This is a genomic window from Curtobacterium sp. Csp1 (genome assembly GCF_013347185.1).
This window is the reverse complement of sequence record NZ_CP054594.1, coordinates 3,068,792-3,081,632: the sequence shown is the minus strand read 5'-3', so window position 1 is coordinate 3,081,632 and position 12,841 is coordinate 3,068,792. Positions and strand designations below refer to the sequence as shown.

11 protein-coding genes are annotated in these 12,841 nt (G+C 69.8%); all 11 read right to left on the bottom strand.

Features of this window, described 5'->3' with window-relative positions:
• Positions 1-687: 687 nt before the first annotated feature.
• Positions 688-1,458, bottom strand: coding sequence for a fumarylacetoacetate hydrolase family protein (locus HUN58_RS14865; RefSeq protein WP_058742969.1), 771 nt, complete (start codon positions 1,456-1,458; stop codon positions 688-690).
• Positions 1,459-1,482: 24 nt separating this feature from the next.
• The gene (locus HUN58_RS14860; protein WP_180225068.1) at positions 1,483-2,598 is read right to left on the bottom strand and encodes a branched-chain amino acid aminotransferase; all 1,116 of its coding nucleotides are present in this window, start codon (positions 2,596-2,598) and stop codon (positions 1,483-1,485) included.
• Between the two features lie 14 nt (positions 2,599-2,612).
• The gene (locus HUN58_RS14855; protein WP_180225067.1) at positions 2,613-3,674 is read right to left on the bottom strand and encodes a 3-isopropylmalate dehydrogenase; all 1,062 of its coding nucleotides are present in this window, start codon (positions 3,672-3,674) and stop codon (positions 2,613-2,615) included.
• A gap of 14 nt (positions 3,675-3,688) precedes the next feature.
• The gene (serA, locus tag HUN58_RS14850) at positions 3,689-5,278 is read right to left on the bottom strand and encodes a phosphoglycerate dehydrogenase (protein WP_058742971.1); all 1,590 of its coding nucleotides are present in this window, start codon (positions 5,276-5,278) and stop codon (positions 3,689-3,691) included.
• 156 nt (positions 5,279-5,434) lie between these two features.
• Entirely contained in the window at positions 5,435-5,815 is a 381-nt protein-coding gene (locus tag HUN58_RS14845) for a hypothetical protein (RefSeq protein WP_058742972.1), read from the bottom strand.
• Entirely contained in the window at positions 5,812-6,255 is a 444-nt protein-coding gene (locus HUN58_RS14840) for a hypothetical protein (protein WP_058742973.1), read from the bottom strand. The genes HUN58_RS14845 and HUN58_RS14840 overlap by 4 nt, the downstream gene beginning before the upstream one ends.
• A 49-nt stretch (positions 6,256-6,304) precedes the next feature.
• Complete coding sequence (locus HUN58_RS14835) at positions 6,305-7,495, bottom strand: mannitol-1-phosphate 5-dehydrogenase (RefSeq protein ID WP_058742974.1); 1,191 nt, start codon at positions 7,493-7,495, stop codon at positions 6,305-6,307.
• Between the two features lie 207 nt (positions 7,496-7,702).
• The gene (ilvC, locus tag HUN58_RS14830; RefSeq protein ID WP_058742975.1) at positions 7,703-8,728 is read right to left on the bottom strand and encodes a ketol-acid reductoisomerase; all 1,026 of its coding nucleotides are present in this window, start codon (positions 8,726-8,728) and stop codon (positions 7,703-7,705) included.
• A 52-nt stretch (positions 8,729-8,780) separates the two neighbouring features.
• On the bottom strand, positions 8,781-9,281 hold the full coding sequence (gene ilvN, locus HUN58_RS14825) for an acetolactate synthase small subunit (protein ID WP_022904394.1): 501 nt from the start codon (positions 9,279-9,281) through the stop codon (positions 8,781-8,783).
• Positions 9,278-11,098 (bottom strand): acetolactate synthase large subunit, encoded by a 1,821-nt coding sequence (locus HUN58_RS14820; protein WP_180225066.1) that lies wholly within the window; start codon positions 11,096-11,098, stop codon positions 9,278-9,280. The genes ilvN and HUN58_RS14820 overlap by 4 nt, the downstream gene beginning before the upstream one ends.
• 46 nt (positions 11,099-11,144) lie before the next feature.
• Entirely contained in the window at positions 11,145-12,839 is a 1,695-nt protein-coding gene (gene ilvD, locus HUN58_RS14815) for a dihydroxy-acid dehydratase (protein ID WP_058742977.1), read from the bottom strand.
• Positions 12,840-12,841 lie beyond the last annotated feature (2 nt).

The following is a 12,841-nucleotide window of genomic DNA, read 5'->3' as shown; positions in this document are numbered from 1 at the left end:
GTATTAGACGTCGTTCCAACCGCTTATCCCGGAGTCAGGGGCAGGTTACTCCCGTTTTCCTCACCCGTTCGCCACTAATCCACCCAGAAAGTGGGGCTTCATCGTCCGACTGGAATGTTTAAAGAACGCCGCCACCGTTCGTCCTGAGCCAGAACCAAACTCTCCGTAAAAAAAATACAACCAACACCCGAAAGCGTCAGCGAGTTGAAACTGACCGTAAAGACTGTCTACTGACAATCAATTCAATCCAAAAGGAATTGTCTCCGACAACCGTGACCCCCAAAAGAGCCACGATCACACGGGGTCAAAATAATTGGCATTGACAATGTGCACGCTGTTGAGTTCTCAAGGACCAGACGCACCCATCAATCAGCCCGACAAACACCGGACCTCAACAGAGGGGCTTTCGATCTCGACACCCCGGAACGCCACCTTGCGGTGCATGTTCGTTCGTGGGGTTGGTTGCCTGAGCGGGACCCCGTCCGGACTGCATCCTCCGGATCGATGACCCGGTGACCGTCTCGGCCGTTCCGTTCTCCGCCTCAGCGGCAACGAGTGATTACTCTACACACGCCCCAGGGACCCCGCCAACCAGCGCACCGCCCGGGCGTGTCGCCCACGCGAGCGCGCCAGGAAGCAGGACGGCCCGCTCCCCCGGTGGGGAGCGGGCCGTTCGGCATCGCGAGCTCAGTGCCGGGCGATGACGGGGTTCTTCAGGGAGCCGATGCCCTCGATGAGGACCTCGACGACCTCGCCGTCGCGGATCTGCCCGACGCCGGCCGGGGTCCCGGTCAGGATGACGTCACCGGGCAGGAGCGTCCAGATCGACGACACGAACTCGACCAGGGTCGGGATGTCGTGGACCATCTCGGCGGTCGAGGCCGCCTGGCGCAGCTCCCCGTCGACGCGTGTCTCCAGCCGGATGTCCGACGGGTCGATCTCGGTCTCGATCACCGGACCGAGCGGGCAGAACGTGTCGAAGCCCTTCGAGCGGGTCCACTGGCCGTCGCGGGCCTGCAGGTCGCGGGCGGTCACGTCGTTCGCGATCGTGTACCCGAGCACGACGCTCGCGAAGTCCTCGCGCCGGACGTTCTTGGCGAGCGACCCGATCACGATCGCGAGTTCGCCCTCGTGGTCGACCCGGCCGACGTCGGCGGGCAGACGGATGGGGTCGTCAGGACCGACCACCGCGGTGTTCGGCTTGAGGAAGACCACCGGGTCGTCCCCGGAGCGCTCGTCCATCTCGGACGCGTGCTCGGCGTAGTTCAGGCCCACGCCGATGACCTTCGACCGCGGGATCACCGGGGCGAGGAGCTTCGCGTCGGCGAGCGGCACCCGCTCCCCCGTCGTCTCGAACCCCTGGTACATCGGGTCCCCCGCGAGCACGACCAGGTCGCGTTCGTCGAGGATGCCGTACCGAGGGTCTTCACCCGTGCTGCTGAACCGTGCGATCTTCACCGTTCGACCCTACCGATCCCGCGCTCAGGCCGGGTCGGTCAGCCGCGTCATCCACCCGTGCAGGTCGGGACGACGGCCGTACTGGATGTCGGTGAGCTCGTCGCGGAGGGACATCGTGAGCTCGCCGGCGCCGACCGTCGGCGAACCGATGGTGAACCCGTCGCCGCGGAGCTCGGCGATCGGCGTGACGACCGCTGCGGTCCCGCACGCGAACGCCTCGATGATCGAGCCGTCGGCGACGCCGTCACGCCACTCGTCGAGGGCGACCCGGCGGCGCTCGACCCGGAGCCCGCGGTCCTCGGCGAGCTGCAGGATCGAGTCGCGCGTGATGCCCTCGAGGATCGACTCGGAGTCCGGCGTCACGAGCGTGCCGTCGGACTTCACGAGCACGACGTTCATGCCGCCGAGCTCTTCCAGGTACTTGCCCTCTTCCGAGTCGAGGAACATGACCTGCTGGCAGCCCTGCTCGTAGGCCTCCTGCTGGGGCAGCAGGGACGCCGCGTAGTTGCCGCCGGTCTTCGCCGCACCCGTGCCACCGCGGGCGGCGCGGGCGTACTGCGTGGAGAGCCAGATCGACACGGGCTTCGGGCCGGAGGTGAAGTACGCGCCGGCCGGGCTCGCGATGCAGTGGTACGCGACCGCCTGCGCGGCACGGACCCCGAGGAACGACTCCGTCGCGATCATGAACGGGCGCAGGTACAGGCTGGTCTCCGGAGCGGACGGCACCCAGTCGACGTCCGTGCGCACGAGCTGCCGGATGGACTCGACGAACACCTCGACCGGCAGTTCGGGCAGCGCCAGGCGACGGGCCGACCGCTGGAACCGGCGGGCGTTCGCGTCCGGCCGGAACGACCACACCGAGCCGTCCGCGTGCCGGTAGGCCTTGAGGCCCTCGAAGATCTCCTGCGCGTAGTGGAACACGCTCGCGCTCGGGTCGAGCGAGAGCGGCCCGTACGGGTGGACCGACGCGTCGTGCCACCCGCCGTCGAGCGTCCACTGCACGGTCGCCATGTGGTCCGTGAAGTGCTTGCCGAAGCCCGGGTCGGCCAGGATCTCCTCGCGCTCGGCCGCCGCACGGCGCTCGGGCGAGGGGACGCTCGCGAACGCGAGATCGAAGGACGTGTCGGTGTCGGTGCTCATCGGGGTGACTCCTGTCAGGCGGTGGTGGTGCGTGCCGCTGCGGCGATCGCGTCGCCGATCTCGGCCGTGCGGCGGTGCGTTGTGCCCCGGCCGGCGAGGTCGGCCTCGACCGCCCGCGTCACGACCGCCGCGAGGTCACCGCGACCGATGTGGTCGAGGAGCAACGCGACGGACAGGATCGCGGCCGTCGGGTCGGCGAGCTGCTGGCCTGCGATGTCCGGCGCGGAACCGTGGACCGGCTCGAACATGCTGGGGAAGGTGCCGTCCGGGTTCAGGTTCCCCGAGGCCGCCAGACCGATGCCGCCGCTGATCGCGCCGGCGAGGTCGGTGATGATGTCGCCGAACAGGTTGTCGGTGACGATGACGTCGAACCTACCGGGTTCGCGGACCATGTGGATCGTCACGGCGTCGACGTGCTGGTAGTCGACCGTGACGTCGGGGTGCTCCTCGGCCACCGCGGCGACCGTGCGCTGCCAGAGCGATCCGGCGTGCACGAGGACGTTGCTCTTGTGCACGAGCGTCAGGTGCTTCCGCGGCCGACGCTCGGCCAGGTCGAACGCGTACCGGACCACGCGCTCGACACCGTGCGCGGTGTTGAGCGAGACCTCGGTCGCGATCTCGTGCGGCGTCCCGACCCGGATCGCGCCGCCGTTGCCGACGTAGGGGCCCTCGGTGCCCTCGCGGACCACCACGAAGTCGACCTCGCCCGGGTCGGCGAGCGGACTCGCGACCGAGGAGTACACCGTCGTCGGGCGCAGGTTGACGTAGTGGTCGAACGCGAACCGGAGCTTCAGGAGCAGGCCGCGTTCGATGATGCCGCCGGCGAGCCGCGGGTCGCGCGGGTCGCCGCCGACGGCGCCGAGCAGGATCGCGTCGTGCTCGGCGAGGGCGGATATGTCGTCGTCGGTCAGGATGTCGCCGGTCTCGAGGTACCGGGTCGCGCCGAGCGAGAACGCGGTCTCCTCGACGACGAGGTCGTCCGGCAGCACCGCGTGCAGGACCTTCAGCGCCTCGTCGACGACCTCGGGACCGATCCCGTCGCCGCGGACGACCGCGAGCTTGAGCGACTGTGCCATGTCTCGCCACTCCCCTACAGCGTGATGTCGATCTCGCGGAGCGAGGTCGCGTCGATGGTGGACCGGACGTGCTCGAGGATCTCGGCGGGCACCGGCGAGTCGACGGTCAGGACGCTGAGCGCCTGGCCACCGGCTTCGCGGCGGGAGATCTGCATCGCGGCGATGTTGATGCCCGCCTCGCCGAACTCCTTGCCGTAGACCGCGACGATGCCCGGGCGGTCGGTGTAGACCATCACGACGTGGTGCGACTCGAGGGCGACCTCGACGTCGTGGCCGTTGATCTCGACGAGCTTCTCGACCTGCTTCGGGCCGGTCAGGGTGCCGGAGACGCTGATCGCCGGGCCGTCGGACTGGGCGCCGCGGATCGTGAGCACGTTGCGGTACTCCGGGCTGTCCGCGTCGGTGATGAGCCGCACGGTGACCCCGCGCTGCTCCGCGATGAGCGGTGCGTTGACGTAGGACACCTGGTCGCTGACGACGTCCGTGAACACGCCCTTGAGCGCCGCGAGCTTGAGGACGCTGACGTCGTACTGCGCGAGCTCGCCGTGGACCTCGACGTCGATGCTCGTGACCGGCGAGGTCGCGAGGCCGGTGAAGACCTGGCCGAGCTTCTCCATCAGCGGGATGCCCGGGCGGACGTACGGGTCGATGACACCACCGGCGACGTTCACGGCGTCGGGGACGAGCTCGCCGCCGAGCGCCAGGCGCACGGACTTGGCGACCGAGACCCCCGCCTTCTCCTGCGCTTCGTCGGTCGAGGCGCCGAGGTGGGGCGTGACGACGACGTTCGGCAGCGCGAGGAGCGGCGAGTCCTTCGGCGGCTCGGAGACGAAGACGTCCAGGCCGGCGCCGGCGATCGTGCCCGCGGTGAGGGCGCGGTGCAGGGCGTCCTCGTCGATGAGCCCGCCGCGTGCGACGTTCACGACGAAGGCGCTCGGCTTCATGAGCGCGAACTGCTCGTCGGAGATCATGCCGACCGTCTCCGGGGTCTTCGGCATGTGGATCGTGGTGAAGTCCGCGCGGCGCAGGAGGTCCTCGAGCGACACGAGTTCGACGCCCAGCTGCTGCGCCCGGGCCGACGTGACGTAGGGGTCGTACGCGATGACCGAGACGCCGAACGCCTGCAGGCGCTGGGTGATGAGCGCGCCGATCCGGCCGAGGCCGATGATGCCGACGGTCTTCTCGTACAGCTCGACGCCCGTGTACGACGAGCGCTTCCAGGCCCCCGCGGCGAGCGACGCGTGCGCCGCCGGGATGTGCCGGGCCAGCGACAGGATGTGCCCGACGGTCAGCTCGGCCGCCGAGATGATGTTCGAGGTCGGCGCGTTGACGACCATCACACCGGCGGTCGTGGCCGCCTTGATGTCGACGTTGTCGAGGCCGACGCCGGCGCGGGCGACGACCTTGAGCTGCGGCGCGGCGGCGATCGCCTCGGCGTCGATCTTCGTGGCGGAGCGGACGAGCACGGCGTGCGCGTCGGCCAGGGAGGCCAGGAGGGCGGGTCGGTCGGTACCGTCCACGTTCCGGATCTCGAAGTCGGGCCCGAGGGCGTCGACGGTGGCGGGCGAGAGTTCTTCGGCGATCAGGACGACCGGCTTCGGCACAGCTGCAGTTCCTCACACGAGACGGGCGGTATCCCACCATCGTATCGACGCGAGCAGGCGGTTACGACCGTCCCGGTGGTCCGGTCCGGGACCACACGGCGGACGGGAGGATCGTGGCGGGCGTGCCACGAGCCTCCTGTCAGTGGGGTGGTCGCGTCAGAAGTCGAGGAGCCGGGGCACGAAGAGCTGGAGGTCCAGCCAGAGCGCACCCGCGGCAGCGAAGGCGACCACGAAGACGCCGACCGTCACGGCGAGACGCGTGCGGCGCGTCACCCAGAGGGCGACCGCGAACGCGACCGGCGCGATCGCGATGTCGAGGACCAACCACACCCACGGGGTGCTGCGCTGCAGCGAACCGCCGCCGGACGCGGACTCGAGGAACGTGTTGAAGGCGCGGACCGACTGCGAGACGGTCACCAGGTTCCCGACGCTCTGGACGGTCATGTAGGCGAAGAGGACGCCGAAGACGGCCCAGACGACGATCCGACCGACGAGGGGCGATGACTGCCGGCGCGTCGCCGGCGTGGCCGCGGTCACCCGAAGCTCCTGGTCATGAGGAACGGCCACGGGAACAGGACGGCGGCGCCGAGCAGCATCCAGAGGAGCCGCGTGCGGGTGCGACGGCCACGGGCCGCCCAGAGGACGACCGTGAACCAGAGCGCCGGCGCGACGATGGAGAGGAACCGGAGGACCTCGACGAACACCGTCAACAGGGTGTCGACGTTCGCCACGTAGGACGTCGACGCGGTGAGGAGCCACGCGACGGTGTAGAGCAGGTAGAGACCGCCGAACACGCCGAAACCGATCAGGGCGCCGGAGGTCTCGGGCGTCTCGGGGTCGCGGCCGCCACGGTCCTTGACGGCGACCGGGTTGTGGGCCGCGTCGACGTGGGTCGCGTCGTCGGCGTCGCCCCAGCTGAGGGCTTCGTCGTCGTCGCGGTCGACCGAGCCGTCGGGCGGGGAAGCTGCCGTGGTCATGGGGACGATTCTACGAGCCGTCGGCGACCGCGGCCGCACCGCGGGGTGGTCAGACGTCGGCGGGCTGGGTCGCGAGGACCTCGGCGACGACCTCGCGTACCGCCGGGAAGAGCGGGTGGCTCTCCATCAGACCCGTGAGGATCTCGGTGAGCGCGTGCGCGGTCGCGCCGGAGCGCAGGAGCGCGTGCAGCTCGATCGACTCGGGGTCGTTCTCGTCGTCGAACGCGAGCGCGGCGCGGACGGCACCGAGCAGGTGGTCGACCGGCAGGCCGCGCTCGGCGAGCTGCGACGCGGGGCCGACGAAGCGCTCGCGACGGCCGAGCTTCCGGAGCGGGTTCCGCCCGACCCGGACGGTGGTGTCCGGGAGCAGCGGGTTCGCGATGCGGGTCAGGTTCGCGGCGACGTAGCGGGCGTGCTCGGCCGGGTCGAACCCGTGCTTCGCCACGAGCAGCGCGGTGGTCTCGGCGAGGACGCCGTCCACCTCGGCGCGGACGTCGCGGTCCTCGAGGGCCTCGCGGATGAGCCGGATCCCCCGGACGTAGCCGTGGTAGGCGGCCGTCGCGTGCGCGGTGTTCACCGTGTAGAGCTTGCGCTCGACGAACGGCTGCAGGTCGTCGACCCACGTCACGCCGTCGATCTGCGGCGGCTCGGAATCCGAGTCGGCGAACGGCGTCCGCTCGATGACCCACTCGTAGAACGGCTCGAGCACGACGTCGAGCCCGCCGGACTGGCCGAGCACGCCGGACTGGTCGGGGACGATCCGGTCGATCGCGCAGTTGGCGAAGACGGCGGCGATGTCGCGGTCCTCGAGGATCGGCGCACGACGGATGCTGGCGTGCAGGGAGTCGGTCGCGTTGAACGCGTTCTCGCAGGCGACGATCGTGACGTCACCGCGGTCGAGCGGCCGGGCGGCCAGGCCCTCGGCGATGACCGGGGCGACGAGCGGGAGCGTGCGGGCCCCGACGGCCGTGGTCACGACGTCGGCCTCCGCGATCGCCTGCACGACGCGGTCGCGGTCGGTCTTGCTGCTCAGCGCGTGGAAGCCGTACACGAGGTGCTCGACGGGCATCTCGCCGACCTCGTGCACCACGAAGCGGCCGGCCTCGTTGAGGGCCGAGACGACCCGGGCGTCGACGTCGACGAACGTGAGCTCGTAGCCGCTCGCGACCAGGAACTGGCCCACGAATCCGCGCCCGATCTTACCGGCGCCGATGTGGACCGCTCGCTTCGTCACCGCCATCCGTCGATCCTCGCATGTCGGGAGGACCGGTCGTGACCACTCCTCGTGGACGGCAGGGCCGTCGCGAGGGTGATCACGGGGTCGGCGGGACCCGGCCGTCGGGCGGCGCGGGGACAGGTGGGGTACTGGTGCATGAGGTCCGTGTCACATCGCGAGGCGGCGGTGCAGTCGCACCGCCGCCTCGTCGTCGAGTGTGGTGTCCGCAGACTACCGCGCGGCGGAGCCGTCCACGTAGTCGGCGTCGTTCGACTTCCACGCGAACAGGGCGCGGAGCTCGCGGCCGGTCGCCTCGATCGGGTGGTTCTCGCCCTTCTCGCGCAGGGCCGTGAACTCCGGTGCGCCGGCGTCCTGGTCCGCGATGAAGCGCTTCGCGAAGGTGCCGTCCTGGATGTCCGCGAGGACGGCCTTCATGTTTTCCTTGACCTCGGGCGAGATCACGCGCGGGCCGGAGACGTAGTCGCCGAACTCGGCCGTGTCGGAGATCGACCAGCGCTGCTTCGTGAGGCCGCCCTCCCAGATGAGGTCGACGATGAGCTTGAGCTCGTGCAGGACCTCGAAGTACGCGATCTGCGGCTGGTAGCCGGCCTCGGTCAGCGTCTCGAAGCCGTACTGGATGAGCTGCGAGGTGCCACCGCAGAGCACGGCCTGCTCACCGAACAGGTCGGTCTCGGTCTCCTCGGTGAAGGTCGTCTTGATGCCGCCGGCGCGCAGGCCGCCGATCGCCTTCGAGTAGGACCACGCGAGGTCCCAGGCCGAGCCGGACGCGTCGACCTCGACGGCCACGATCACGGGCACGCCGCGGCCGGCCTCGTACTCGCGGCGCACGGTGTGGCCGGGGCCCTTCGGCGCGACGAGGGAGACGTCGACGCCCTCGGGGGCCTCGATGTAGCCGTAGCGGATGTTGAAGCCGTGGCCGAAGACGAGCGTGGCGCCCGGCTTGAGGTTCGGCTCGATGTCCTCGCGGTAGACGATGCGCTGGACCTGGTCCGGGGCGAGGATGACGACGACGTCGGCCCACTTCGTGACCTCGGCCGGGGTCTGCACGTCGAAGCCCGCCTCTTCCGCCTTCTGGCGGCTCTTCGAGCCCTCCTTGAGGCCGATCTTGACCTCGACGCCCGAGTCACGGAGGTTGAGGGCGTGGGCGTGGCCCTGCGAGCCGTAGCCGATGACGGCGACCTTCTTGCCCTGGATGAGCGTCAGGTCGGCGTCGGCGTCGTACACGATGTCAGTCACGAGGGTGTGTCTCCTTGGTTCTGGTGGTCTGGTGCGCGTGCTGGAGCGGTGTTCAGCGGACGCGGTCGGTGATGCTCTTCGGGCCGCGGCCCATGCCGAGCAGGCCGGCACGGGCAAGTTCCTTGATGCCGTACGGCTCGAGGACGCGAAGGATGGCCTGGATCTTGCCGGGGTCGCCGGTCACCTCGACCACGAGCGAGTCGGTCGCCACGTCGACGACCTGCGCACGGAAGAGGGTCACGGCCTCGAGGACCGCCGACCGGGTCTGGTTGTCGACCCGGACCTTGACGAGCATGTGCTCGCGCTGCACCGACTGCGAGAAGTCGAGCTCGACGATCTTGATCACGTTGACGAGCTTGTTCAGCTGCTTCGTGACCTGCTCGAGCGGCAGGTCCTCGACGTCCACGACGACCGTGATCCGACTGAGGCCCTCGACCTCGGTGTTGCCCACCGCGAGCGACTCGATGTTGAAGCCGCGACGGGCGAACAGCCCGGCGACGCGCGTCAGCAGACCCGGCTTGTCCTCGACGAGCAGGGAGAGGACGTGGCTCATGCGGGGTCTCCGGTCATGTCGGCGTCCTCGACGTCCCAACTGGGCGCGTGGTCGCGGGCGTACTCGATCGAGGAGTTACCGACCCCCTGCGGGACCATCGGCCACACCATGGAGTCACGGCTCACCACGAAGTCGATGACGACGGGGCGGTCGTTCGTCTCGAGGGCGAGCTTGATCGCGTCGTCGACCTGGTCGGCGCGCTCGACGCGGATGCCGAGGGCACCGTACGCGTCGGCGAGCTTCACGAAGTCCGGCACGCGACGGCTCTCGTGGCCGGTCTCGAGGTCGGTGAAGGAGTGCCGACCGTCGTAGAACAGCGTCTGCCACTGCCGCACCATGCCGAGCGACGAGTTGTTGATGACCGCGACCTTGATCGGGATGTCGTTGATGACGCAGGTCGCGAGTTCCTGGTTCGTCATCTGGAAGCAGCCGTCGCCGTCGATCGCCCAGACCACGCGGTCCGGCTCGGCGACCTTCGCGCCCATCGCCGCGGGGACCGAGTAGCCCATCGTGCCTGCGCCGCCCGAGTTCAGCCACGCGTGCGGCCGCTCGTACTTGATGAACTGCGCCGACCACATCTGGTGCTGGCCGACCCCGGAGGCGTAGACGGCCTCGGGCCCGGTGAGCTCGCCGATGCGGCGGATGATCGCCTGCGGGGCGAGGAGTCCGTCGGTCGGCTCGGCGTACCCGAGCGGGAAGTCCGTCCGGAGTTGCTCGAGCTTGGTCCACCACGCTCTCGTGTCGGCACGGTCCGCGGCGACGTCGCCCCAGGCCTCGAGCAGGTCGACGAGGACCTCGCGGGCGTCGCCGACGATCGGCACGTCCGCGAAGCGGATCTTCGAGATCTCGGCGGGGTCGATGTCGACGTGCACGACCTTGGCGTGCGGCGCGAACTCGTCGGCCTTGCCGGTCACGCGGTCGTCGAACCGCGCACCGAGGGCGATGATGAGGTCGCTGTCCTGCAGCCCGAGCACCGCGGGGACGGTGCCGTGCATGCCGGGCATGCCGAGGTGCTGCGGGTGCGAGTCGGGGAAGGCACCGCGCGCCATGAGCGTCGTCACGACCGGCGCACCGGTGGCCTCGGCGAAGCGCAGCAGCTCGGCGGTCGCACCGGAGCGGACCACGCCGCCGCCGACGTACAGCACGGGACGCTCGGCCTCGGCCAGGAGCTGCGCCGCGGCGACGATCTGCTTGCCGTGCGCCTTCGTGACGGGGCGGTAGCCGGGCAGGTCGATCTTCGGCGGCCACACGTAGGGCGCCGACTTCTGCTGGGCGTCCTTCGTGATGTCGACGAGCACCGGGCCCGGACGACCGGTCGTGGCGATCTGGTGCGCGGCGGCGAGCGTCGCGGGGATGTCCGCCGGGTCGGTCACGAGGAACGAGTGCTTCGTGATCGGCATCGTGATCCCGACGATGTCGGCCTCCTGGAAGGCGTCCGTCCCCATCAGGGTCGAGAACACCTGCCCGGTGATCGCGATGAACGGCACCGAGTCCATGTAGGCGTCGGCGATGGCGGTGACGAGGTTCGTCGCGCCGGGGCCGGACGTGGCGATCGCGACGCCGACCTTGCCGGAGGCCGAGGCGTAGCCCTCGGCCGCGTGGCCGGCGCCCTGCTCGTGCCGGACGAGGATGTGCCGGATCGTCGTGGACGCCATGAGCTCGTCGTAGAACGGGATGATGGCGCCGCCGGGCAGGCCGAAGACGTCGGTGATCCCGAGGTGCTCGAGCGTCCGGAGGACGGCTCCCGAGCCGGTCAGGATCTCCGGCGACCGGCGTGCACCGGCGGCCGCGGACAGCGGAGTGGCTTCCGTGGGCATGAGGTGTTCCTTGCCTGGAGTGATGGCGGTGGTGCGGGTGTCGACGCTAGCCCGTGACCGCGCCCTTGGCGGCGGACTGGACGAGCTTCGCGAACTTCGCGAGGACTCCGCGGGTGTAGCGCGGGGGCAGCGGAGCCCAGCCTGCTCGGCGGGCCTCCAGCTCGGCGTCGTCGACCAGTAGGTCGAGCGAGCGAGCCGCGATGTCGACACGGATGCGGTCGCCATCGCGCACGAATGCCACTGGACCTGCGTCCACGGCTTCCGGTGCGATGTGGCCGATGCACAGGCCGGTTGTGCCGCCTGAGAATCGTCCGTCCGTCAACAGTAGTACATCCTTGCCGAGGCCCGCGCCCTTGATGGCGGCGGTGATCGCGAGCATCTCGCGCATGCCCGGACCGCCCTTCGGGCCCTCGTAGCGGATGACCACCACGTCGCCCTTCTGGATCTGCCCCTCGGTGAGGGCGTCCATCGCGGCACGCTCGCGGTCGAACACCCGCGCGGGGCCCTCGAACACGGCGGCGTCGAACCCGGCGGTCTTCACGACGGCGCCGTCCGGGGCGAAGGAGCCCTTGAGGATGGTCAGGCCACCGGTCTCGTGGATCGGGTTGTCGAGCTTCCGGAACACCTCGCCGTCGAGCTCCGGCGGGTCGATCTCGGCCAGGTTCTCGGCGAGGGTCTTGCCGGTGACGGTCATCACGTCCCCGTGCAGCAGACCGGCCTCGAGCAGCGCCTTCATGATCACCGGGATGCCGCCGTTGCGGTCGACGTCGACCATGACGTACTTGCCGAAGGGCTTCATGTCGGCCAGGTGCGGGACCTTCGAGCCGATGCGGTTGAAGTCGTCGAGGGTCAGTTCGACCTCGGCCTCGTGCGCGATCGCGAGCAGGTGCAGGACGACGTTGGTCGAGCCTCCCAGGGCCATGGCGACGGCGATGGCGTTCTCGAACGCCTCGCGCGTCAGGATCTGCCGGGCGGTCAGGCCGAGGCGGAGCATGTTGACGACGGCCTCGCCCGAGCGGCGCGCGTAGTAGTCACGGCGGCGGTCGGCGCTCGGCGGGGCGGCGGACCCCGGCAGCGACATACCGAGGGCCTCGGCCACGCTCGCCATGGTGTTCGCCGTGTACATCCCGCCGCAGGCACCCTCGCCCGGGACGATCGCGCACTCGATCTCCTTGAGCTCGGCCTCGGTCATGGTGCCGGCCTTGCACGCACCGACGCCCTCGAAGGAGTCGATGATCGTGACCTCCTTGAAGGAGCCGTCGGCCTGCTTCACGTAGCCCGGCATGACCGAGCCCGCGTAGAGGAAGACGCTCGCGAGGTCGAGGCGCGCGGCGGCCATGAGCATGCCGGGCAGCGACTTGTCGCAGCCGGCGAGGAGCACGGTGCCGTCGAGGCGCTCCGCGTTCACGACGGTCTCGACGCTGTCGGCGATGACCTCGCGCGAGACGAGCGAGAAGTGCATGCCCTCGTGGCCCATCGAGATCCCGTCGGAGACGGAGATGGTGCCGAACTGCAGCGGGTACCCGCCGCCGGAGTGCACGCCCTCCTTCGCGCCCTGCGCGAGGCGGTCGAGGGAGAGGTTGCAGGGGGTGATCTCGTTCCAGGAGGACGCGATCCCGATCTGCGGCTTGTCCCAGTCTGCGTCGCCCATGCCGACGGCCCGGAGCATGCCACGCGAGGTGGTCGCTTCGATCCCGTCGGTGACGACCCGGCTACGCGGCTTCACGTCGATGTCAGGCATGG